20 protein-coding genes are annotated in these 22,530 nt (G+C 63.0%); 14 read left to right on the top strand and 6 right to left on the bottom strand.

Annotated elements, in window-relative coordinates; all coding sequences use genetic code 11:
- Nucleotides 1-4 precede the first annotated feature (4 nt).
- The gene (gene mnmG, locus VGE08_RS20215) at nucleotides 5-1,930 is read left to right on the top strand and encodes a tRNA uridine-5-carboxymethylaminomethyl(34) synthesis enzyme MnmG (protein WP_331069729.1); all 1,926 of its coding nucleotides are present in this window, start codon (nucleotides 5-7) and stop codon (nucleotides 1,928-1,930) included.
- A gap of 192 nt (nucleotides 1,931-2,122) precedes the next feature.
- Entirely contained in the window at nucleotides 2,123-2,410 is a 288-nt protein-coding gene (locus VGE08_RS20210) for an NfeD family protein (protein WP_331069728.1), read from the top strand.
- A 44-nt stretch (nucleotides 2,411-2,454) separates the two neighbouring features.
- On the opposite strand, the gene VGE08_RS20205 is transcribed toward VGE08_RS20210, so the two are convergent.
- The 4 genes from VGE08_RS20205 to VGE08_RS20190 all read right to left on the bottom strand — a co-directional run bounded on the left by VGE08_RS20205 (nucleotide 2,455) and on the right by VGE08_RS20190 (nucleotide 6,003).
- Nucleotides 2,455-3,552: a hypothetical protein gene (locus VGE08_RS20205; protein WP_331069727.1), complete on the bottom strand. Its 1,098-nt coding sequence runs from the start codon at nucleotides 3,550-3,552 to the stop codon at nucleotides 2,455-2,457.
- Nucleotides 3,553-3,616: 64 nt separating this feature from the next.
- Nucleotides 3,617-4,357 (bottom strand): SIMPL domain-containing protein, encoded by a 741-nt coding sequence (locus VGE08_RS20200; RefSeq protein WP_331069726.1) that lies wholly within the window; start codon nucleotides 4,355-4,357, stop codon nucleotides 3,617-3,619.
- Between the two features lie 120 nt (nucleotides 4,358-4,477).
- Entirely contained in the window at nucleotides 4,478-5,098 is a 621-nt protein-coding gene (gmk, locus tag VGE08_RS20195) for a guanylate kinase (RefSeq protein WP_331069725.1), read from the bottom strand.
- Between the two features lie 50 nt (nucleotides 5,099-5,148).
- Nucleotides 5,149-6,003: a YicC/YloC family endoribonuclease gene (locus tag VGE08_RS20190; RefSeq protein WP_331069724.1), complete on the bottom strand. Its 855-nt coding sequence runs from the start codon at nucleotides 6,001-6,003 to the stop codon at nucleotides 5,149-5,151.
- A gap of 139 nt (nucleotides 6,004-6,142) precedes the next feature.
- Between VGE08_RS20190 and VGE08_RS20185 the strand changes: the two genes are divergently transcribed.
- The 7 genes from VGE08_RS20185 to VGE08_RS20155 all read left to right on the top strand — a co-directional run bounded on the left by VGE08_RS20185 (nucleotide 6,143) and on the right by VGE08_RS20155 (nucleotide 13,613).
- A complete protein-coding gene (locus VGE08_RS20185) occupies nucleotides 6,143-6,886 on the top strand; it encodes a PP2C family serine/threonine-protein phosphatase (RefSeq protein WP_331069723.1) in 744 nt (247 codons plus the stop codon).
- Between the two features lie 106 nt (nucleotides 6,887-6,992).
- A complete protein-coding gene (rph, locus tag VGE08_RS20180) occupies nucleotides 6,993-7,718 on the top strand; it encodes a ribonuclease PH (protein ID WP_331069722.1) in 726 nt (241 codons plus the stop codon).
- Between the two features lie 2 nt (nucleotides 7,719-7,720).
- Entirely contained in the window at nucleotides 7,721-8,326 is a 606-nt protein-coding gene (gene rdgB / locus VGE08_RS20175) for an RdgB/HAM1 family non-canonical purine NTP pyrophosphatase (RefSeq protein ID WP_331069721.1), read from the top strand.
- Between the two features lie 6 nt (nucleotides 8,327-8,332).
- Entirely contained in the window at nucleotides 8,333-9,508 is a 1,176-nt protein-coding gene (hemW, locus tag VGE08_RS20170; protein WP_331069720.1) for a radical SAM family heme chaperone HemW, read from the top strand.
- Nucleotides 9,509-10,000: 492 nt separating this feature from the next.
- The gene (gene rpmE / locus VGE08_RS20165) at nucleotides 10,001-10,201 is read left to right on the top strand and encodes a 50S ribosomal protein L31 (protein WP_331069719.1); all 201 of its coding nucleotides are present in this window, start codon (nucleotides 10,001-10,003) and stop codon (nucleotides 10,199-10,201) included.
- Nucleotides 10,202-10,459: 258 nt separating this feature from the next.
- Nucleotides 10,460-12,001, top strand: a complete 1,542-nt coding sequence (locus tag VGE08_RS20160) for a M48 family metalloprotease (RefSeq protein ID WP_331069718.1) — start codon at nucleotides 10,460-10,462, stop codon at nucleotides 11,999-12,001.
- A 316-nt stretch (nucleotides 12,002-12,317) separates the two neighbouring features.
- Nucleotides 12,318-13,613 (top strand): citrate synthase, encoded by a 1,296-nt coding sequence (locus VGE08_RS20155; protein ID WP_331069717.1) that lies wholly within the window; start codon nucleotides 12,318-12,320, stop codon nucleotides 13,611-13,613.
- An 83-nt stretch (nucleotides 13,614-13,696) separates the two neighbouring features.
- Here the strand turns inward: VGE08_RS20155 and VGE08_RS20150 are convergent, their stop codons facing one another.
- A complete protein-coding gene (locus tag VGE08_RS20150; protein WP_331069716.1) occupies nucleotides 13,697-14,311 on the bottom strand; it encodes a hypothetical protein in 615 nt (204 codons plus the stop codon).
- Between the two features lie 28 nt (nucleotides 14,312-14,339).
- On the bottom strand, nucleotides 14,340-16,817 hold the full coding sequence (locus VGE08_RS20145) for a penicillin-binding protein 1A (RefSeq protein WP_331069715.1): 2,478 nt from the start codon (nucleotides 16,815-16,817) through the stop codon (nucleotides 14,340-14,342).
- Between the two features lie 545 nt (nucleotides 16,818-17,362).
- On the opposite strand from VGE08_RS20145, the gene VGE08_RS20140 reads away from it, so the two are divergent.
- The 5 genes from VGE08_RS20140 to pilQ are packed head-to-tail and all read left to right on the top strand — an operon-like array spanning nucleotide 17,363 to nucleotide 22,454.
- Entirely contained in the window at nucleotides 17,363-18,418 is a 1,056-nt protein-coding gene (locus tag VGE08_RS20140) for a pilus assembly protein PilM (protein ID WP_331069714.1), read from the top strand.
- Between the two features lies 1 nt (nucleotide 18,419).
- The gene (locus tag VGE08_RS20135) at nucleotides 18,420-19,010 is read left to right on the top strand and encodes a PilN domain-containing protein (RefSeq protein ID WP_331069713.1); all 591 of its coding nucleotides are present in this window, start codon (nucleotides 18,420-18,422) and stop codon (nucleotides 19,008-19,010) included.
- On the top strand, nucleotides 19,007-19,663 hold the full coding sequence (locus VGE08_RS20130; RefSeq protein ID WP_331069712.1) for a type 4a pilus biogenesis protein PilO: 657 nt from the start codon (nucleotides 19,007-19,009) through the stop codon (nucleotides 19,661-19,663). Before VGE08_RS20135 ends, VGE08_RS20130 begins: the two co-directional genes overlap by 4 nt.
- A gap of 35 nt (nucleotides 19,664-19,698) precedes the next feature.
- Nucleotides 19,699-20,220 (top strand): pilus assembly protein PilP, encoded by a 522-nt coding sequence (locus tag VGE08_RS20125; RefSeq protein WP_331069711.1) that lies wholly within the window; start codon nucleotides 19,699-19,701, stop codon nucleotides 20,218-20,220.
- Between the two features lie 20 nt (nucleotides 20,221-20,240).
- Nucleotides 20,241-22,454, top strand: coding sequence for a type IV pilus secretin PilQ (gene pilQ / locus VGE08_RS20120; protein WP_331069710.1), 2,214 nt, complete (start codon nucleotides 20,241-20,243; stop codon nucleotides 22,452-22,454).
- Nucleotides 22,455-22,530: the final 76 nt, after the last annotated feature.

Raw genomic sequence — 22,530 nt, 5'->3', positions numbered from 1 at the left:
TCCCATGCGTTTTCCGCAAGATTTCGATGTCATCGTGGTGGGCGGCGGTCATGCCGGCACCGAGGCTGCTCTGGCCTCGGCCCGCATGGGTGCGCGCACGCTTTTGCTCACGCAAAGCATCGAGACGCTGGGCCAGATGAGCTGCAATCCCGCCATCGGCGGTATCGGCAAGGGCCACCTGGTGAAGGAAATCGATGCGCTGGGTGGCGCCATGGCGCAGGCCGCCGATCGCGGCGGCATTCAGTTCCGCACTCTCAACGCGAGTAAAGGGCCGGCAGTGCGTGCCACTCGCGCGCAGGCCGATCGCGTGCTGTACAAGCAGGCGATTCGTTCCATGCTGGAGTGCCAGCCCGACCTGACGTTGTTTCAGCAGGAAGTCGCCGATCTCCTCGTCGCGCAGGATCGCGTTCATGGCGTGATCACCCAGACCGGCATCGAGTTTCGCGCGCGCGCCGTGGTGCTCACGGTAGGCACCTTCCTGGCCGGCAAGATTCACGTTGGCCTCACCAACTATCAGGGCGGACGCGCGGGTGATCCGCCGTCGAATCGTCTTGCGGAACGGTTGCGTGCGCTGCCCTTCCGCGTTGGCCGCTTGAAGACCGGCACGCCGCCGCGCATCGACGGCCGCACCATCAACTACGAAGGACTTCTGGTGCAGCCGGGAGATGAGCCGGCACCGGTGTTCTCATATCTCGGCCGCCGCAGCGATCATCCGCGTCAGGTGAATTGCCATATCACCGCGACCAACGAGCGCACGCACGACATCATCCGCGCCGGCTGCGATCGTTCGCCCATGTACACGGGCGTCATCGAAGGCGTGGGGCCGCGCTACTGCCCGTCGGTGGAGGACAAGATCCATCGCTTCGCCGACAAGACCTCGCATCAGATCTTCATCGAACCCGAAGGACTGAGCACGCACGAAATCTATCCCAACGGGATTTCCACCAGCCTGCCCTTCGACGTGCAGCTGGAGCTGGTGCGTTCCATCAAGGGGTTCGAGAACGCGCACATCACGCGGCCGGGCTATGCGATCGAATATGACTATTTCGATCCGCGCGACCTGCGTTACAGCCTGGAAACGAAGTTCATCGGCGGCCTGTTCTTCGCTGGCCAGATCAATGGCACGACCGGTTATGAAGAAGCCGCCGCGCAAGGGTTGCTGGCTGGCCTGAACGCCGCGCTGCTGATACAGGAGCGCGAGCCGTGGACGCCTCGGCGCGACCAGGCATATATCGGCGTGCTGGTCGATGACCTGATCACTCGCGGCACCAGCGAGCCCTATCGCATGTTCACCAGCCGCGCCGAATATCGATTGCTGCTGCGGGAAGACAACGCCGACCTGCGACTTACGGAAAAAGGTCGCGAGCTCGGCTTGGTGGACGACGAACGCTGGGCGTTCTTCAATGCCAAGCGCGAAGCCATCGATGGCGAGGTCAAGCGCCTGGACCGTGCCATCGTTCGTCCCCAGCACCTTTGCGACCAGCGTTCCATGGAGCTGCTGGGCACGACGCTGGCTCGCGAAGCGCATGCATTCGATCTGTTGCGGCGGCCGGAAGTGTCGTACGCGGCGCTTGCGTCCGTCGAACAGGTCGGGCCGGCGGCCTGGATGAATGCCGACGACGTCGACGAACGGCTTGCCGAACAAGTCCAGCTGCAAGTGGAGGTGCTGGCCAAGTACACCGGCTACATCGATCGCCAGCAGGACGAAATCGAGCGGCAGCGGCGCCACGAAGACACGCGCTTGCCGGAAAACATCGATTACGCCCAGGTGCGAGGGTTGTCCATGGAAGTTCGCCAGCGCCTGCAGGAAGCACGGCCGGACACGGTCGGCAGGGCGGCCCGGGTGCCAGGCGTCACCCCGGCGGCAATTTCACTTTTGCTGGTTCATCTGAAGCGCCGGGCAGCGGTTCCCTCACAGCGTGCCGGCTGATCTGGCGACTCTTGCCCGGAATTCGTCATTGCTTCACAACCTGCTGCATGCCCGTGGCGTTAACCGATCCGCTTGCGTAAAGTCTGCATGATTCCATGACGAGGTTCACAGTGCGGCCTGTGATCTCATTCGTCGTTTATGGGAAGGGATATTGTTAGGCTTGCCTCCAAGTCCACCGATGTCTGCACGTCCATGATCTGGTTTGCTCTGTTCGCCACCACTGTGTTCGGGTTGTACTTCTGGCGTCTGTACGTCCAGAGGCAGCGCGAATTGAACAGTCCGCTGGCCAGCCACCGCTCCGGCCATAGCCATATCGGCCAGGTGGTGGTGCTCGAGCAGGGGCTGCAGAACGGCTCGGGGCGCATCCGCCTCGGCAATCGCGAGTGGCCGATTCGCGGGCCGAACCTTCCGCCGGGCTCGAAGGCTCGGGTCACGGGTGTCGACGGTACCGTCCTGCTGGTCGACCGCGTCGCCGCCTGAGCCGGGAGGGCTTTGGCCCTTCGGCGAGACAATCAGGGCAGCCGTCAGGGGCAGCCGTTTTCCTTTTTCGCGCGCTCGCCGTGATCCTTCCACAGGGTCTCGGCCTGCGTTTTCGCCGCTTCCAGCAATTGCGGGGGGGCGCCCTTCTCCAGGGCCGGAATGGTCTGCGCGAAGCCTAACGATGTAGCCATATAAGCATCGCCCATGCAGCCGGCTTCGTTGAGTCGATCGCCGAAGTACTGCCACGCCAAGAGTTGCGCGCGCTGCATCTGGCGCCCCCAGGGCATGCGCGCCATCGACAGGAATGCCGTCGGCTCACCATCGCGCGCGGCATCCACACCGAACGCCATGGCCGTGCGTGCGTCGGCCGGGTGACCATCGCATCCCAACGCCATGCAGTTCGCGAGGTCCAGTTTGGCTTTGGGAATGGAACGGCCCGCGGTCTTGAGGTACTCACGAATCTTGCTGACGTTCTCGGTGGTCTGGCCGCGCTGGACCGCGACCAGCAGATTCGTGGCCGCGGCATACATTGCCGGAGCGTAATTCTTGCTGATGGCTCCCTCGAGCAGCGCTTCGCGCTTGGCGGGGTCCCGCGCGAACTGCGCCAACTCGGTCGCGCTCGCTGCATCGCCAGCCTCTGCCGCTGCACGCAGCCGCGATTCGATGGCACCAAAATCAAAGCGCGCTTTGCTACAAGCGGCCGTGGCGCGTGGACCGTACTCCGCTTCGGCCTTGAGCAATCCTGCGATGCGCTGCGCGCGCTCCGGCGGAAATTGTTTCTCGACTTGTGGGAGCTGGGACTGCCAATCCGGTCGCCGTGCCGAAGCAACACTATTGCACCAGTGCTGAATGCGCACGAGCGCGATGTCCGCCTGACGATTGCCTTGAGCGGCAAGTGCGCTCAACGCTGCTACGGCCTGATCCGCTTCACCTCGCGAAAGCTGGTCGATGATCTGATCGCTGACATTCAGCCCCCGCAGATTGCGAAACGCGGTGACCCGCTGCAGCACCTGGTGGAACTGCGTTTCATCCGTGGGAACGATGGTGACAGGCGGGGTTTCGGGGGCCGCTTCCGGCGCGGCAGCCTGATTCGGTTTTTCGAGCGCGTAGGTCGCGCCTTGCATGAAGAGCAGCGCCGTCAAGACGGCGCTGCTCAGGGTTCCGTGAGAGCCGCGATTCATCTGAATAGCCGCCTCCCGGCTGCAGTTACGGCGTGGTCGGAATCAAATCGTACTCGACCTGAACCGTGGCATTGAACCCCATCTGGCCGCTTTGGTACGAGCCGGCAGCACTGTCGGCTGCCTCGGCGCGCATCGCCTGAACCTTCATCATGGGCACCGGCGGCGGCACGAAGCCGGAGCTGGCGGAAATGGTCCGCGGCGCGCCAACTCGGGCGCCGGCGGCCTTCGCCACGGCTTCGGCATTCAGCTTCGCGTCAGCCACTGCCTTGGCCAGAGCTTCGCGCTCCAGATCACGGCGCTTGCTCGAGTCGAGGCGCGGATCGCCCACCTGGTTCACGCCCTGATCGAACGACTTCTCCAGCAGCTGGCCGAGCTTCTCCAGATCGCGCAGCTCGACTTCGATCTGGCGCGACACGAAGTAGCCGATCAGGTTGCGTTCACGCGCGTTATTGTCCCAGTTGTACTCGGGCTGGATGTTCACTCGCGTGGTGCGCACGTACTTTTGATCGATCTTCAAATCGCGCGTGAGCTTCAACACGGCGTCAACGGTCTTTTGAACTTCGGCGCGTGCCTCTTCCATCTTCGGCTTGCGCGCTTCGACGCCCAGCGTCACCCAGGCGCGATCCGGCTCCGCCTGAATTTCACCCTGGCCGGAGACACTGATGGTGCGAGGACGCTCGGCCTCGGCGGCAGCGACATTGGCCGTCGCCAGAAGGGCACACAGAGCAGCGGTAGCGGTGCCGAGCTGTAGAGTTCTGAATCTCATATGAATGATCCTTGCTAAGGCCGTGATAGCCGCCGCCGATCTGCGGCAGTTCAGAAGCTTTGTCCGTCACCGCGACGGCAAGTTCAGCGTTGCCGCGTGCGCGAAAAAATATCGACGCGCTCAACCCAATAAGCGGCGAATCAACGTTTGTAGCTCGGATCGGTCACTGCGCAGCGCCGAGCCGAGACCGGCGACGATGGTTTCGAGATCGCTCGTGGCACGCTCGAAGTCGTCGTTGACGACCACGTAGTCAAACTCGTTCCAATGCGACATGTCGGCGATCGAATCGCGCAGGCGGCGCGCGATGACTTCGTCATTGTCGGTTTGCCGGCCGCGCAGGCGCTGCTCCAGCGCCTCGCGCGAGGGCGGCAGGATGAATATCGATTCACATTCGGGCATGGCCTGGCGGATCTGTTGCGCGCCCTGCCAGTCGATTTCCAGCAGCACGTTGTCGCCTTCGCGCAGCATGTCTTCCACTTGCGCTTTCGACGTACCGTAGTAGTTGTCGAACACGCGCGCATGTTCGAGAAACTCCCCCGCTTCAACCATGCGTTCGAACTCGGCATGGTCGACAAAGAAATAATCGCGGCCATGTTGTTCGTTGGGCCGCGGCTTGCGAGTCGTGTATGAAATCGAAAAGCGCAACGTGGGCACGCGCTGCATCAGCGCACGCACCAGCGTGGTCTTGCCCGCGCCCGACGGGGCGGCAATTACAAACAGCTTACCCCGGGCAGCAGTCATCGCTTCTCTGACCATTCACCAGTCATTAGTCACCAGTCCCTTCTGTTCGACTATTCGACGTTCTGTACTTGTTCGCGCATCTGCTCGATCGCGACTTTCATGTCCACCGCGGCCCGGGTGGTCTCGCTGTCCTGCGATTTCGAGGACAGGGTGTTGGCTTCGCGGTTCAGCTCCTGCATCAGAAAGTCCAGCCGGCGGCCGGCGGGCTCGTTGGAGCCCAGCACCGCGGTCACTTCCTCGAGGTGCGCGCCGAGTCGATCCAGTTCCTCTTCCACATCCATCTTGTGAGCGTACAGGACCAGCTCTTGTTCGAGGCGCTCGGGGTCCGGCGTGGTGCCCAGCTGGCTGATGCGCTCGACGATGCGGTCGCGCATGCGTCGCGAGACTTCAGGTAAACGCGCGCGCACAGCCAGCACTTGCGTACGCATCGTGGTACACCGCGCCAGCAACAGCTCTTGAATGCGTTGCCCCTCGCGCAGCCGGGTTTCGTTCAATTCGGCCAGAGCCTCCTGCACCAATCCCAGCGCCGCGGCCAGCACCGGCTTGATGTCGACCTCGGCCTCGCGCACCACGCCCGGCCAGCGCAACAGCTCGATGGGGCTGACCGGCGCGGGATATTTCAACTGACCGCGCACCTGGTCGACGCGCGCCACGAGCTCGTCCAGCAACTGTGAGTCGAGCTCCAGCGAGCGCTGCGTACCGGCCGCGGACTTCAGGTACAGATTGGCGTCCACCTTGCCCCGGCGCAGTGCGGCGGCGATGGCCTGGCGCACGTCGTTGTCCAACGCCTTGAGCTCGTCGGGCAGGCGCAGCGAGGTTTCGAGGTAGCGGTGGTTGACGGTGCGCAGCTCGCATACCAGCGTGCCCCATGGTCCCTGGCGTTCGCGCCGGGCGAAACCTGTCATGCTGCGGATCATTATTTCGTGCCGTAGGAGAGATTAAGGCAAACGCTGCCTTACGCGGGTGCCTGATGCGGTGCTATAAAGCGTCGCCTTGAAAGGGGCAAGTGTACCAGCTGAAGAGCCGTCCGGCCGGAGCCCGCGCTTGCGGATCGAGCATGCAGATTTAAGTCTGATCGGTGATCGTGAGGACAACCAGGACCGAGTGACCGTCGCAGCCGCCGAGCACGCCGCGCTGCTGGTGGTCATCGACGGCATGGGCGGCCATTCCGATGGCAGCCGCGCCGCGGACACTGCGTTGAAAAGCCTGCTCGATTCGTTCCAGCAAACCAGCCTGCCGATGTTCGATCCCATCGGTTTCCTGCACCTGTCGCTGAGCCGCGCGCACGACGACGTGGCTCGCCTGGGCAACGGCCAGAGCATCGATGCGCGCCCCCGCGCCACGATCGCCGTATGCCTGGTCCAGGAAGGCGCCGCCTACTGGGCGCACGTGGGCGACAGTCGCATCTATCACATTCGCAACGGCAAGATGGTGGCCCGGACCCGCGACCATAGCCATGTCGAGCTGCTGCTGCGCGAGGGCAAGATCACCGAAGAAGAGCTGCCCAATCACCCGATGCGCAATTTCGTCGAGTGCTGCCTGGGCGGCGATCCGGCCATTCCGGAGATGACCATCAGCGGCCGGCACGTACTGCAGGGGGGCGATGTGCTCCTGCTGTGCACCGATGGCATCTGGGCCAACCTGCGGGATGCCGATATCGCGGCGTTTTTCCGGGACGACACGCAGCAGCTGCGTGCCTGGCTGGAAGCCCTCGGGCGCCGCGCGGTTCAGGCGTCGTCGCCGTTCAGCGATAATTCCACCGCAGCGGTGATGCGGTATCTCGGTTAAGGGCAGATTCTCGAAACTACGCCCGCTGGCGCTTGTCGCCGGTTGACCGTCGTTCCAGCGACGGCGGCTTGAGATACGCTGCCGTCGTATCAATTAAGGTAACCCCATGAAACCCAGACCCAGTGGCCGCGCTCCCGACGAGCTGCGGCCGATCCGCATTACGCGCGGTTTTACCCGCCACGCCGAAGGTTCGGTCCTGATCGAGTTCGGCGATACCCGTGTGCTTTGCACCGCCAGCGTCGAAGAGACGGTGCCATCGTTCCTGCGCAACCAGGGCAAAGGCTGGGTGACGGGCGAGTACGGCATGCTTCCGCGCGCCACACATACCCGCAACAAGCGGGAAGCCGCGTCGGGGAAACAAGGCGGAAGAACATTGGAGATCCAGCGGCTGATCGGCCGTGCGCTGCGCGCGGTCATCGATTTAAAGGCGCTGGGCGAGCGCACCATCACCGTTGACTGCGACGTGCTCCAGGCCGACGGCGGTACGCGCACGGCTTCGATCACCGGCGGCTATGTGGCCATGGTCGATGCCGTCAACACACTCATCCGCAAGGGCACGCTGCGTGACAGTCCCATCCATGGGCAAGTAGCCGCGGTCTCGGTCGGTATCTGGTCGGGCCAGTCGGTGCTGGACCTGGACTACGCCGAGGATTCCGAAGCCGAAACCGATATGAACATCGTCATGAACAACGGCGGCGGCTTCATCGAAGTGCAAGGCACGGCCGAGGGGCACGCGTTCCGGCGCAATGAGCTGGACGACTTGTTGAATCTCGCGGCGAATGGCTGCGGCCAGTTGCTCGCGCGGCAGCTAGAAGCACTGAACGCGGACTGACGATGCGACTGGTGATCGCTACCGGCAATGCCGGGAAATTGAAGGAACTGCGCGAGCTGTTGCCACCGCCGGCGTTCGAAGTCCTGCCGCAATCGCAGTTCACCAGCGACAGCGTCGCCGAGACCGGGCTCACCTTTGTCGAGAACGCGATTCTCAAGGCTCGACACGCGTCGCAGGCTGCGGGCTTGCCGGCGATCGCGGATGATTCGGGGCTCGAAGTGGACGCGCTCGACGGTGCGCCTGGCATCTACTCGGCGCGCTATGCAGGCGAAGGTGCGAGCGACGAGGACAATCTGCTCAAGCTGTTGGCCGCGTTGAAAAGCAAATCGCGTGCGGAGCGTACCGCTCGCTATCAATGCGCTCTGGTGTTCATGCGCTCGCCGCGCGATCCGTCGCCGTTGATCTGTCAGGCCAGCTGGGAAGGTTGGATTACGGACCAGCGTCGCGGCACGGGCGGCTTTGGTTACGACCCGATCTTCGAGCTGACCGATCGCGCCATGACGGTTGCGGAGCTGCCAGCCGCGGAGAAGAATCTGCTCAGCCATCGCGGCAAGGCCCTGCGCGGCCTGGTCGCGCAATTGCGCGAGATCCACCGCGTCGGATCGTAACGAGTCGTGGCGCTAACCCTCCCGCCGCTTTCCTTGTACGTGCACATGCCTTGGTGCGTGCGCAAGTGTCCGTACTGTGATTTCAACTCGCACGCGGCGCCCGAGCTGGTGCCACAGGCCCAGTACATCGACGCGCTCCTAAAGGACCTGCACAGCGATGTGGCGGCGGTCCAAGGTCGTGCGCTCACGTCGATCTTTTTTGGCGGAGGCACGCCGAGCCTGTTCGCGCCCGATCAGATCGGCCGACTGCTCGAAGGGGTGCGCCGACAGATTCCGTTCGACTCGCAGATCGAGATCACGCTCGAAGCCAATCCCGGCACTATCGAGCACGGCCGCTTCGCAGGCTATCGCGATGCTGGCGTGAATCGCGTTTCGCTGGGCGCGCAGACCTTCAGCGACGAGCAATTGCGTTTGCTTGGCCGAATTCACGGCGCGGACGATATCGAGCGTGCCGTCGAGGAGCTGCGACAAGCGCGTCTCGACAACTTCAATCTGGATCTCATGTATGGCCTGCCTGAGCAGAACGTCTCGCAGGCATTGCACGACCTGGAGCGAGCCCTTGCCTTGGGGCCGGCCCACATCTCCCATTATCAGCTGACCCTGGAGCCCGGAACGGTGTTCTATCACCGGCCGCCGGCCCTGCCCGATCCTGACGACTGCTGGCAGATGCAGATCGAGTCTCAAGAGCTGCTGGCGGCGCGCGGTTATGAGCAGTACGAGGTTTCGGCTTATGCGCGCGCCGGTCGCCGCAGCCGCCACAATCTCAACTACTGGCAGTTTGGCGATTACATCGGCATCGGCGCTGGTGCGCACGGCAAGCTCACCAGGCTCGACGGCGACGCTGTCATCGAGCGGACCACCCGAGTGAAACAACCCCGCGAGTATCTGGCTCGCGCTGCGGATCAACGAGTAAGCGAGCGGCGCCGCGTGCCGGTCGAGGATGTGCCGTTCGAGTACATGCTGAATGGCTTGCGGCTCATCGAAGGATTCGACGACCGGGAGTTCGAGTCACGCACCGGGCTGACTTTCGATGTATTGGGTGCGACCACGGCCGAGGCCCAGCGGAAGGGACTGCTCACCCAGGACGCGCCTCATCACTGGCGCGCGACCTCGATGGGGCAGCGCTTCCTCAATGATCTGCAAGCGCTGTTCTTGCCGGAGCCAGGGGCGGCGGGTCGGTAGCTCCGGGCCGAGTTCCCGGGCGAGTTGTTGTAAGTAGGCCGAATCCGACGATGACCGCTTGCCGAATAACCCCATCCGGCCGTGCCTGGCAGTGTGATCTGTCCCACAAAATTTTCTTTCAAAACCGATCCCTTAGGTGGTCCGCCAGAGGGGTTATGCACACGCCGGCGACGCTGTCGCACCGGCCCCACGTTGATGACAAAATTACATGCGATATATCAGGACACACTTGTAACTCATTGATTGCGCAACTGGAAATGGCCTGGTGAAAATTTGAGCAATTTGACAGCGTCATATTTCTGCAAGCTTTGCGGGGCTCGCGCCGGTCAGTCATCCACACACTTATCCACAGACTTTGTGGATAACCGTCGTCAAGTACCTACGAATCCATTGGCCCCCATTCCGACGAAAGTTTTTTCCTTGCGAGCGCCGGCCCGCATGGCTACACTGCGCCCCCTTTTTCTGTCCCGGCCCGCCCCCAGATACAGCGCCATGAAAGACGGCATTCATCCCGAGTACAAAGAGATCAACGTGGTCTGTGGCTGCGGTAACTCGTTCGTTACCCGCTCGACCCTGGGCCACGACCTGCAGATCGAAGTCTGTTCCAACTGCCACCCGTTCTACACGGGCAAGCAGAAGATCGTCGACACCGGCGGTCGCGTGGACAAGTTCCGCAAGAAGTACGCCCGCTAAGGCGAAACTTCCGGACCGAGTCTTCCGGACACACTTCCGGTCAGCTGATTCCCCCGCGTTAAGCACGCGTTCAGCAGCAGGGCTCTACACGAAAAGGGCGCTCCGGTTTGCCGGTGCGCCCTTTTGTCGTTCGCCCTCGGTCATTGAGTCGCCAGCCGCGGGAATCCGCGTGGGAACTCGCGACGATTTGCATCGACATAGAGCTATAGAGTGCAATGGCTATCCAGGTCGTTGCCGGGCCATTGCTGGGACGTTGCCATGCCGTCGAACAAGCCGCTCCGCGCCGCACGTAATCTCGGGTCGAAACGAGCCCCGTCCAGGTCGAGGGCGACGCTCGCCGGGCTCATCGCCGGCCTCGCCATCGGCCCGGTGTTGTTGCTGCAGGGGTGTGCTTCCAACCCGGTGACCGGCAGTCCCGACCTGGTGTTCCAGAGCGAAGCGGGCGAGATCAAGCGTTCCAAGGAAGTGCATCCGCTGATCGTGCAGCAGTTCGGCGGTCCCTATGAGGACCAGCAGCTGCAGGCCTATGTCAACGAGGTGGGGCAGCGCGCCGCCAAGGCCAGCCATCGGCCCGAGCTGGAGTACCACTTCATGGTGCTCGATAGCGAGGACATCAACGCGTTCACCACCGGCGGCGGTTACGTCTACATCACTCGCGGCATCATGAATTACCTCAACTCGGAGGCCGAGTTGGCAGCGGTGCTGGGCCACGAGATCGGCCACGTCACCGCGCGGCATCCCGTCAGGCAGCAGAGCAAATCCACGCTTTCCAACCTCGGTGCAGCGGCGCTCGGCATTTTCACGGGCAGCGCCGATCTTGCCGGGCTGGCCAACTACGCCGGCGCGGCGCTGGTCAGCGGTTATGGTCGCGACCAGGAGCTGGAGGCCGATCGTCTCGGTGCCGAGTACCTGACCAAGACCGGCTTCGCGCCCGAAAGCATGATCGACGTGGTGCGCCTGCTGAAGAACCAGGAAATGTTCGAGATCGCGCGGGCGCGTGAGGAAAAGCGCGATCCCCGCGTCTATCACGGCGTGTTCGCCACGCACCCGGACAACGATCAGCGTCTCAACGAAGTCGTGAAAGCGGCCGACAAGCTCAAGGGCGGCCCCACCGACAACCTCGACCCGGGCCGCGAGAAATATCTCAAGATCATCGAAGGTCTGCCCATGGGACCGAGCCGCTCGCAAGGCGTGCTCAAGGGCAATCGCTTCTACCATGCCGACCTGGGTCTGACGGTGGCATTCCCCAGCGGCTGGAACGTGGAGAACCAGGCGCGGCGAGTGATCGCGGTTTCACCACAGAAAGACAGTGTCCTGCAGATGCAGACTCAGGCGCCGCCGCCCAATACCGGGCCGCGCGAATTCCTTTCGCGGCTGCTCAGTCGCTCCAACGCCGGACCGGCCGAGCCCATCGAAGTGAACGGCCTGCAGGGCTACACGGCCGTGGTGCGATCCGCGAACACCGACTTTGGCGTGGTGCCGGCTCGTTATGTGGTCATCTACCACAACAACCTGGCGTACATCTTCGCCGGCGCCAGCAAGGCATCGACCGGCACGCCCAAGGCGGATGCGCTGTTCATGTCGAGCATCAAAACCTTCCGCCGGCTGAAGCAGAACGAGTTCGCGCTGGCCGAGCCTCACAAGATCAAGACCATTCGCGCCACCGAGACCACGCGCATCGCGGACCTGGCGAAATCCTCGCCGTTGCCGGAATACGCCGAGCAGCAGCTGCGCCTGCTCAACGATCTGTATCCGAACAAGGAGCCGAAGCCGGGTCAGCTGATCAAGATCGTGCAGTAGCTGACCGGCCGGCAGCGCTCACGCGATTAACAACATCGAACAAGGAATAAGCCGGCCTTATAGACAGCGACGGACTTCGATCGACGCTGGGATCACCGCGAAAGTCTCGCAATAAACCGAGGCTTGGCGCCGCCTTGCATGCTTGATTCGCTGGCGATGACGTGTAAGTCTGCGCCTCCGATTTTTGCGCTTGCAAAAAACCGCCGCGAACGTCGCCTACGGACAGGCACGATCGTATTCCACGGCTTGGCCAGATGCTCCCTACGATGCGCCCGGTCAGGCTCCCCTGTGGCATCTGTCTGCGGAAACTAGTTCCATGGCCGAGAAGAAGTTTGAACTGACCAATCTGGCGACCGGCAAGAAGTCGCTCGCCGAAGTGAAGAGCGGCACGCTCGGGCCCGATGTGCTCAACATCGGCAGCCTTGCCAAGGATCACGGCATGTTTACTTTCGACCCGGGCTTCATGGCCACGGCGTCCTGCGAAAGTAAAATAACATTCATCGACGGCGACGCCGGCGTGCTGCTGCACCGGGGCATCCCGATCGAGCAATTGGCCGAGAAGAGCAATTTCCTCGAAGTGGCCTATCTGCTGATCAATGGCGAGCTGCCGACCAGCGAGCAGCAGGCCGAGTTCACGCAGGCCATCCAGTACCACACGATGATCAACGAATCGCTGCTGCGATTCTTCAACGGCTTCCAGTACAACGCGCATCCGATGGCGATGCTCTCGGGCGTGGTGGCGTCGATGGCGGCGTTCTATCACGACTCGATGGACATCCATAACCCGCGCCATCGCGAGATTTTCGCTCACCGCATCATCGCCAAGATTCCGACGATCGCGGCGGCCGCCTACAAGCACGCGCTGGGCCAGCCTTTCATGTACCCGCGCAACGACCTCGATTACTGCTCCAACCTGCTGCACATGTTCTTCGCCGTGCCGTGCGAGTCGTACACCGTCGACCCGGTGCAGGCACAGGCGTTGGATCTGCTGTTCATCCTGCACGCGGATCACGAGCAGAACGCGAGCACGTCGACCGTGCGCCTCGCCGGCAGCACCGGCACGAATCCCTACGCCGCCATTTCTTCGGGTATTTCGGCGCTGTGGGGTCCGGCTCACGGCGGCGCCAACGAAGCGGTGCTTGCGATGCTCGAGCAGATCGGCAGCGTCGACAACGTGCCGAAGTTCCTGGCCAAGGCCAAGGACAAGAACGACAACTTCCGCCTGATGGGCTTCGGCCATCGCGTCTACAAGAACTTCGACCCGCGCGCCACCATCATCCGCGCCATGTGCCACAAGGTGCTGGCGAAGCTCGGCAAATCCGACAATCCGCTGTTCGAGCTGGCGCTGAAGCTGGAAGAGATCGCGTTGAAGGACGAGTACTTCGTCGAGCGCAAGCTGTATCCGAACGTGGATTTCTATTCCGGCATCATCTACAGCGCGATCGGCATTCCGCAGTCGATGTTCACGGTGATGTTCGCGATTGCGCGCACCGTGGGTTGGGTGGCGCACTGGCAGGAAATGATCGCCGATCCGACCATGAAGATCAGCCGGCCGCGTCAGTTGTACACCGGTCCGGCGACGCGCGCATACGTCGAGATCGAAAAGCGTTAAGAGAAGCGGTTAGCGGATAGCGGTGGGTGGTTAGTTGGCAAGAGCATCGGCCTTTGCTTTGACTAACCCCTAACCGCCAACCGCTAACCACTCTCTTCAAGCAACGATTCCAGCTCCGCCGTGTCCGCCCGGCGCATCGGCCTGCCATCCACCGGACTGGCCGGCGATTGCCGGATGCCGTCGATGGGAAACACCACGGCATCGATCTCGCGATCGCCCGCCACGAACTGCACCACCGGATACGCGACCAACCGGTTCGGCTCGTAACGCAGCCGCCGCTCGGCGATGTGATGCGGAATGCCTCGCTCCATCAGATGCAACGCGACCGGTTCGGGCCCTTCGGCGAACAAGTGCAGATTCACTTCCGAATGCGCCGAGGCCGTGCCGCTCAACACGGGACCGACCAGCCGCGGCTGAAAGCTATCCAGCAGCTTCATCGCCTGCAGCGCCGTGCGCCGGAGTGCGCTCAACGCCGTCGAATGTTTCTGACCTTCGAACAACCGATGATGCGCGGCCAGTGCCGCTTCAATCTCGGTGTTCTTGGGCAACACGGCGATGTCCGTCGCGCCGAGCCGCTCGGCAGCCTTGCGTTTTGCCAGCCCGTAATCATCGATGCCTTGCTCGGACATGATGCGTGCCGCTTCCTGCGCCAGTGCCATGCGGAGTTGTTCCGCGCGCGGATTGCTTCGTTTACTCATCTTCGTTCCCGTAATCAGACCGCCAGCATCAGAAGAGAGAATCGTCGCTCCTGTTCTCTTGCTCCTCCTCGCCGCTCGGCAGCGCGGTGTCGATTTCAGCTTGCGGCGGCAGGTGGCCCGCCATGAATGTTTCGAAGATGGCGTCGGGGTCGCCCGGGCGCGCGGCCAGGCCGGTATCCGCCGAGATGCGCATGGACACCAGTCCCGGCGGCGGCGTGCGCCGCTGCTCCGGCACTCCTTTCAACGCTTCGGCCATGAAGTAGATCCACATGGGCAGCGCCGTGCGGCTGCCTTCCTCGCCCGGACCAAGCGAACGTTCCTGGTCGAAGCCCACCCAGGCGGTGCCGACCAGCGAGCTGTTGTAACCGCAGAACCACGCGTCGCGGCGGTCGTTGGTGGTGCCGGTCTTGCCGGCGAGATCGCCACGCTTCAGCTGTAGGGCGCGCACCGCGGTACCGCGCTTGACGACGTCCATCATCATGTCGGTCATCAAATAGTCGTTCTGCGGCGAGATCACCTGGGGCGCCAGGTTTTTCGGCTGCAGGTAGGTGCGGCCACCCCAGCGCGTCTCGTCGCTGGCATCGGTGCGGATCGGCGCGTCGAGCAGATTGGTGATGCCGCCTTCGGTTTCAGTGCTGCTCGGCTGGACGCAATCGGCGCAGGCGAACTTCGGTTGCGCCTCGAACTCGACCGTGCCGTCGGCAGCGATGATGCGCTCGATGAAGTAAGGCTCGACACGGAAACCGCCGTTGGCGAACACGGCGTATGCGCTCGCCATCTCGAGCGGCGACACCTGCGCGGTGCCGAGTGCCAGAGAAAGATTGCGAGGCAGGCTGCTACCCGGAAAGCCAAAGCGCTCGATGAACTGCGTGGCATACGCCGGACCCAACGAGTTCATCACACGGATCGACACGAGATTGCGTGAGCGCACCAGTGCTTCTCGCAGCCGCATCGGACCGCGGAATTCGCGGCTGTTGTTTTGCGGACGCCAGCTACCTTCGAGCGCTGCATCCTCGATCACCAGCGGCGCGTCGTTCACGATGCTCGCGGGCGTGAATCCCTGATCCAGCGCGGCGGAGTACAAGAACGGTTTGAAAGACGAGCCGGGCTGACGCTTGGCTTGCACGGCGCGATTGTAGTTGCTGGCGAAATAATCGAATCCGCCGATGAGCGCGGAGATGCCGCCATCTTGCGGGTCGAGTGCCACGAACGCTCCTTGAGCTTCCGGTATCTGCACCATGCGCCAGTTTCCGGAAACCTCCTGGGCGATGTAGATGATGTCGCCTACTGCCAGCACGTCGCTCGCGCGTTGCAGCTGCGGTCCGACGCTGCCATCCGGCAGCGGACTGCGCGCCCAGCTGATGCCACTCCAGCCCAGGTTGATGCGGCCGACATTGCGCGAGTAGGCGATCGCACTTTTTTCTTCCGTCGCGATGACCACCGCGGGTTCAAGGTTGCCGCGCGGAGCGTAGTCCTCGAGTGCTTGCGACCATTCCTTCTCGCGCGCACCGGAAGGCAATGTGACACGGCCGGCCGGACCGCGATAGCCGTGACGTTGATCGTAATCGAGCAACGCGCCTCGCAATGCTTTCACGGCGGCGTGTTGCAAGCGGCTGTCCACCGTCGTGACGACTTCATAGCCGGCTGTATAAGCCTCGGCTCCGAGGCGATTGAACATCTCGGCGCGCACCATCTCGGCGACATACGGCGCTTCGACTTCAACCGCTGGACCGTGCAGCTTCGATTGCACCGGTGCGTTCAACGCAGCGTCGTACTCTTCCTGCGTGATGTATTCCTTCTCGCGCATGCGGCGCAAGACGTACGCACGACGCTGACGTGCGAGCTCCGCGTTCGCAACGGGATTGTCACGCGACGGCAAACGGAACGTGCCGGCAATCAATGCGATCTCTGGCAGCGTCAGCTGATCGACGGTCTTGCCGAAATAGACTTCCGCCGCGGCACCGATGCCGTACGCGCGCTGACCCAGGAACATCTTGTTCAGATACAGCGCCAGGATCTCCTGCTTGGTGAGCTCCTGCTCGATGCGCAGCGTGGTGAAGATCTCCACCATCTTGCGGCGATAGCTCTTCTCCGGGCTGAGGAATACGCCGCGTGCCAGCTGCATGGTGATCGTGCTGCCGCCTTCGGCCTTGTTGCCCGAGAGCAGATGCCGGACCACGGCGCGTGCGAGGCCCGGATAGTCCACGCCATTGTGCTGGAAGAAGCGGTCGTCCTCGGCCGCGAGCACGGCATTGATCATCTGCCCGGGAATGGCTTCGAACGACAGCGGAATGCGCCGCTGCTCGCCAAACTGGGCGATCAACCGGCCATCGCGGCTGAACACCCGCAACGGCACCTGCAGCCGGATGTCCTTGATGGCGCTGACATCGGGCAGGCCGGGGCGGAGGTATTGGTAGGCGCCGAGCAGCCCGAGGACTGCCGCGCCCGCCACGCCGACCAGGCCTGCGAGCGCCAGTCGAAGGGGGGATTGTAGGTAACGTCGCATGGCAACTAAAAATCCTAAGTCCTTGCTTTGCCAGTTGCTATATCAAATACCGCTAGGCAATATAGCTGTAATACATAATCCCGGGCGAAGCCTTCCAGGCTGTGCGCGGGGCCCGCATGCAACAAGTCGCGCGGGCTTCGGGGAGGCGGCCGATGGTAATCACCGGCCCCTGAACAGGCTTTGAGGTCAGACCTGGAAGATCGTTGCACACGCCGCTCAGGTTTCACACCGAGGCGTCGATTCGCATCACATAAAGACGATTCAGGGTAAAGATGATTCAGCGATGACGGCACGGCGGCGACACGAGGCTCATGACCGCCGCGGCGTTCAGGCAATAAGGCTCTGATCTGCTTGGCTCCTGCGGATGAACGCGCCGTGACGTGCTTGCCACTGTAAAAGAAGCACTTTTGCTGCGGGAATACCGCGATGGTATTTCGTGAGGCTCCTCACATTCAACTTAAGTCACGGCTGTATATAGTTGCCGCCCGTACTTCGCGTCCGCTCTCCGATCGTCACTAAGTGTCTGATCAAGAAAGGGAACCAGCGTGCTTTTAACCGCCAAATCCAGACCTCTGCTGGGCCTGGACATCACTACCTCCTCGGTCAAGCTCATCGAATTGAGCATGAGCGGCGGTCAATACCGCGTGGAGTCCTATGCAGCGGAAGCGACTCCGCCGAACTCGATCAATGAAAAAGCGATCGTCGATGCCAACGCCGTCGGCGAAGCCATCAAACGTGCCGTGAAGCGCTCCGGTGCGCGCGCCAAGGAAGCAGCCGTGGCGATCAGTGGCGATGCCGCGATCACCAAGGTAATCCAGATGCCGCGCACGCTGGGAGAGAACGAGCTGGAAGGCCAGGTGGAGATGCAGGCCGACCAGTACATCCCCTTCCCCATGGAAGAAGTGAGCTTCGACTTCGAAGTGATCGGGCCGTCGGAGAAGGATCCGGACATGCTCGATGTGCTGCTCGTCGCGACTCGCTCCGAGAATGTCGAACAGCGGGTCGCCGCGTGCGCCGCCGCTGGTCTCACCGCACGCATCGTCGATGTGGAAGCGTTTGCGCTCGAGAATGCCTGCCGCCTGTTGACTCACCAGATGCCCGACGGTGGCCTGGGCCGGGTCATCGCGGTGGTCGACTTCGGCGCCAGCAGCACCACCTTCAGCGTGCTGCGCGATCTCAAGGTCATCTACACCCGCGACTTCGCGTTCGGTGGCCAGCAGCTGACAGAAGAAGTGATGCGCACGTACGGGCTGAGCATGGAAGAGGCCGGGCGTGCCAAGAAAGAAGGTGGCCTGCCGGGCAATTATGAAACGGAAGTGCTCGGTCCCTTCATCGACGATATGTGCCAGCAGGTGAGCCGCTCGCTGCAGTTCTTCCTCGCCTCCGGCGCCGGCCGCGAGCAGCCTGAACAGATCTTGATCTGTGGCGGCTGCGCCAACATCGCCGGAGCGGCGGAAATGATCCAAAGTCGCGTCGGCATCGAATCACAGCGAGGCGACCCTCTGGGTCAGATGAAGGTAAGTCAGAAGGCCAGGGCGGTAAAGAAGGATGCGACCGCATTATTGACAGCATGCGGCCTCGCGTTACGGAGCTTCGACTGACATGCCAAGAATCAACCTACTCCCCTGGCGCGAGGCGGAACGCAAACGCAAGCGCCAAGAATTCGGGGTCGGCGCGGTTGGCGCGCTGGCGTTGGCGTTTTTGGTGTACTTCGGGGTCAACTGGCGCATGCAGTCGGCCATCGAGGCCCAGCAGGAGCGCAACAATTATTTGAAGCAGCAGATCAGCGAGCTGGACAAGCAGATCGCCGAGATTCTCGACCTGGAAGAGCAGAAGAAACGTTTGCAGGCACGCATCACCGTGATCGAGCAGCTCGAGCTGAGCCGGCCGGAGATCGTGCATGTGTTCGATCAGCTGGTGCGCACGACGCCCGATGGCATCTATCTCACGTCCGTGAAACAGACCGGCCGCAGAATCGAATTGAAGGGCGTCGCGCAATCAAGCACGCGCGTCGCCTCGTACATGCGCAATATCGACAGCTCCGAATGGCTGCGCGACCCCGCGCTGCAGATTCTCGAGACCAAGGGCGCGACTGACGCAGGTTCGCAGTTCACGCTGACCGCGTCCCAGGAGAATCCGCAACTGGCCGCCGCCGAACAGAACAAGGGCGGCGCCGCTGGGGGTGCGCCATGAGCTTCATCGAACAAGTTCGCGACCTCGACCCGAACGACCCGAGCCGCTGGCCGCTGGGCTTTCGCCTCGGCGCGATCGCGCTCATTTTCGTAGTAGCCGCGGGTTTCCTGTCGTACATGCTGGCATGGAAGGACAAGAAGCCCGAGCTGGACTCGGCGCGCGACCAGGAAGTCCAGCTGTTGCAGACGCTGGAACAGAAGGCGCGCAAGGCGGCGAACCTGGACGCCTACAAGGCGCAGCTGGCGGAAATGGAGCAGTCGTTCGGCGCCATGTTGCGCAAGCTGCCCAACAAGACCGAAGTGCCCAACCTGCTGACCGACATTTCGCAGCAGGGCGCGGGCGCCGGGCTCGACCAGAAGCTGTTCCAGCCCGAAGCCCAGGTCAACAAGGATTTCTATGCCGAGCTGCCGATCAAGATGCGGCTCACCGGCAGCTACCATGCGATCGGCGCGTTCGTCAGCGGCATCGCGGCCCTGCCGCGCATCGTGACGCTGCACGACGTGGAGATCGTGCCCGCTGGCAAGGAGGGTAGCGGCGATCAGCTGCAATTGAACGTCACCGCCAAGACCTATCGCTATCTGGACGACGACGAGCAGGCTGCCCAGCAACCGAAGCCGCAACAGCCGGGCCGCCGGCCGCCAGGCGCCCGGTAACGCGTGCGCCTCACGGATAACACGAGCAGTCACCCATGAAGGTACCTAGCATTCATCTCCGAACCCTCGCGACCAGCGCGCTCGCCCTCGTGTGGCTGAGCGGCTGCTCCACGGATATGGACAAGCTGGAGGCGCAGGTCGCCGAGATCAAAGCCCGTCCCGGCGAGCGCATCGAGCCGCTGCCGCAGATCAAGGCTTACCAGAGTTTTGCGTACAACGCAGCCAACCTGCGTTCGCCTTTCGTGCCGGGTGCGCCGGCGCGCAATGAAGTGGCGAGCTCGGTTCGCCCCGATTCGAAGCGCACGCGAGAGTTTCTAGAACAATTCCCACTCGACACCATGCAGATGGTGGGCACCTTGCAGCTGCAGGGCCGGAACTACGGCCTGGTGCAGGGCAAGGACGGCCTGGTCCATCGCGTGTTGCCGGGCAATTTCATGGGACAAAACGACGGCCGCGTCGTGAGCGTCACGCCCACGCGCATTTCCATCATCGAGATCGTTCCGGATGGTCTCGGCGGCTACATCGAGCGGCCAGCCGCGCTGGCGCTGACTGAATGATTCTCAGGGAGACACACAGAATGTCGTTCTCAAGCTCCGCCACGCCCGCACGATCGTCTCGTGCCTTAGGCCTACTCCTGACGCTGGCCGCATGGGCCGGGCTCGGTGGCCAGGTTGCATTGGCGCAGTCCACCAACCGGCTGGAAAGCATCCAGGCGCAGGCCACGGCAGGCGACAAGGTGGAATTGACCTTGCGCCTGAGCGACACCGCGCCCACGCCGCTGACCTTTACCGTCGACAATCCGGCGCGTATCGCGCTCGACCTGCCCGACACGTCGGTCGCGATGCCATCGCGCCGCGTGGACGTGAAACAGGGCGTGCTCGACACCGTCAACGTCGCCGAAGCGAATGGCCGCACTCGCGTCGTGCTCAACGTCGACAGCCTGGTGCCGTATGAAACGCGCGTCCAGGGCAACACCATCATCGTGTCGCTGGCCTCCCCGGGCACGGGACGCGCCCTGCAGTCCAGCGCTGCGCCCGGTGGCTTTGCCGCTGCCGCTCAGCGTCCGGCGGCTCCGGGCATTTCCGGCGTTCGCAGCGTCAACAACATCGACTTCCGCCGCGGCGGGGACGGCTCGGCCCGCATCATCGTCGAGCTGACCGACTCCAAGGTGCCGGCCGACCTGCGCCAGGAAGGCGGCAAGATCGTAGTGAACTTCGCCAAGACCGCGATTCCCGAAAACCTGCTGCAGCGTCTGGACGTGGTCGACTTCGCCACGCCCGTGAGCAGCATCGACGCGCTGCGCGTCGGTGACGGCGCGCGCCTGGTGATCGCCGCCTCCGGCGATTACGAGCAGCTCGCGTATCAGTCCGATAACGTCTACACCATCGAAGTGAAGCCGGTGGTGAAGCTGCCGCCCGAGCTGCGCGACAAGAAGGAATACGTCGGCGAGCGCCTGACCCTGAACTTCCAGGACATCGAAACGCGCGCCGTGTTGCAGCTGCTGGCGGACACCAGCGGCCAGAACATGGTCATCAGCGACTCCGTGGCCGGCAACGTGACCCTGCGCCTGCAGAGCGTTCCCTGGGATCAGGCGCTCGATGTGGTGATGCGCACCAAGGGCCTAGACTCGCGTCAGGAAGGCAATGTCATCTTCATCGCCCCGGCGAATGAAATCGCTGCACGCGAGAAGGAACTGCTGAGCGCCCGCAAGGAAGCCCAGGAACTGGCGCCGCTGCGCACCGAATATCTGCAGGTGAACTATGCGAAGGCCGCCGACCTGGCCACGCTGATCAAGTCCGGAGCCGGCTCGCTGATTTCCGACCGCGGCAGCGTCGCCATCGACGAGCGCACCAACACCTTGCTGCTGCAGGATACTTCCGAGCGCCTGGCCGACATTCGTCGACTGGTGTCGACGCTCGATATTCCGGTCAAGCAGGTCATGATCGAAGCGCGCATCGTGATCGTGAGCGACGATTACCGCCGCGACCTCGGCGTGCGCTTCGGCGCCAACGCCGCGTTCAGCCAGGGCGGCAGTGACGGCCTCGGCCTGCTCGGCGGCCCGCTCAACGGCGACGACGGCGTGGGCATCAGCCCGTTCCCGGTGCTGGCCGGTGACAATGGCCCGATCGGCACGCCGACCACCGGCACCGACGGTCAGCTCGGCGGCTTCATCCTTCCGGAAAATGCCGCCGACCGTTACCTGGTGAACCTGCCGGCCGCCAACCCGGCCGGTCGACTGGCGCTGGCCCTGCTCGACTCCGACTACCTGGTCGACCTCGAGCTGTCGGCCGCGCAGGCTGAAGGCCGAGGCGAGATCATCTCCTCGCCCCGCCTGATCACCGCCAACCAGCGCGAGGCGACCATCGAGCAGGGCGTGGAAATTCCCTACCAGGAATCTTCGTCCAGCGGCGCCACCACCACGCAGTTCAAGAAGGCGGTGCTGAGCCTGAAGGTGACTCCGCAGATCACTCCGGACAACCGCGTGATCCTCGACCTCACCGTCTCCAAGGACAGCGTCGGCCAGCTGGTGGCGAGCGCCACGGGCGGCTTCGTGCCCTCGATCGACACCCGCGAGATCGTGACCCAGGTGCTGGTCAACGACGGCCAGACCGTCGTGCTCGGCGGCATCCTGGAGACCGAGCGTCGCGACGCCGAGAACAAGGTGCCGTACCTGGGCGACATCCCGGTGGTCGGCCGCCTGTTCAAGCAGACCACGACCACGGATAACAAGGATGAGCTGCTGATCTTCGTAACCCCGCGCATCCTGCGCGAAGGTTCGAGCTTGTACTAATGGAATCGGGGATCGGGCCTTTCCTGGCCCGGTCCCGGAGCCTCGCCTCCAGCAGCCATCCCTGGAGCGTCGGCCA

Source organism: Steroidobacter sp., assembly GCF_036406195.1.
GTDB lineage: Bacteria > Pseudomonadota > Gammaproteobacteria > Steroidobacterales > Steroidobacteraceae > Steroidobacter.
This window is presented reverse-complemented; position numbering and strand designations above follow the sequence as displayed.

Coding starts and splice junctions, on each gene's coding strand:
- gmk (WP_331069725.1), bottom strand. CDS start 5,098: ATGACTGCTGCCCGGGGTAAGCTGTTTGTAATTGCCGCCCCGTCGGGC.
- VGE08_RS20190 (WP_331069724.1), bottom strand. CDS start 6,003: ATGACAGGTTTCGCCCGGCGCGAACGCCAGGGACCATGGGGCACGCTG.
- VGE08_RS20125 (WP_331069711.1), top strand. CDS start 19,699: ATGAAGGTACCTAGCATTCATCTCCGAACCCTCGCGACCAGCGCGCTC.
- VGE08_RS20155 (WP_331069717.1), top strand. CDS start 12,318: ATGGCCGAGAAGAAGTTTGAACTGACCAATCTGGCGACCGGCAAGAAG.
- VGE08_RS20210 (WP_331069728.1), top strand. CDS start 2,123: ATGATCTGGTTTGCTCTGTTCGCCACCACTGTGTTCGGGTTGTACTTC.
- VGE08_RS20200 (WP_331069726.1), bottom strand. CDS start 4,357: ATGAGATTCAGAACTCTACAGCTCGGCACCGCTACCGCTGCTCTGTGT.
- pilQ (WP_331069710.1), top strand. CDS start 20,241: ATGTCGTTCTCAAGCTCCGCCACGCCCGCACGATCGTCTCGTGCCTTA.
- rpmE (WP_331069719.1), top strand. CDS start 10,001: ATGAAAGACGGCATTCATCCCGAGTACAAAGAGATCAACGTGGTCTGT.
- VGE08_RS20160 (WP_331069718.1), top strand. CDS start 10,460: ATGCCGTCGAACAAGCCGCTCCGCGCCGCACGTAATCTCGGGTCGAAA.
- rdgB (WP_331069721.1), top strand. CDS start 7,721: ATGCGACTGGTGATCGCTACCGGCAATGCCGGGAAATTGAAGGAACTG.
- rph (WP_331069722.1), top strand. CDS start 6,993: ATGAAACCCAGACCCAGTGGCCGCGCTCCCGACGAGCTGCGGCCGATC.
- VGE08_RS20135 (WP_331069713.1), top strand. CDS start 18,420: ATGCCAAGAATCAACCTACTCCCCTGGCGCGAGGCGGAACGCAAACGC.
- VGE08_RS20145 (WP_331069715.1), bottom strand. CDS start 16,817: ATGCGACGTTACCTACAATCCCCCCTTCGACTGGCGCTCGCAGGCCTG.
- mnmG (WP_331069729.1), top strand. CDS start 5: ATGCGTTTTCCGCAAGATTTCGATGTCATCGTGGTGGGCGGCGGTCAT.
- VGE08_RS20130 (WP_331069712.1), top strand. CDS start 19,007: ATGAGCTTCATCGAACAAGTTCGCGACCTCGACCCGAACGACCCGAGC.
- VGE08_RS20150 (WP_331069716.1), bottom strand. CDS start 14,311: ATGAGTAAACGAAGCAATCCGCGCGCGGAACAACTCCGCATGGCACTG.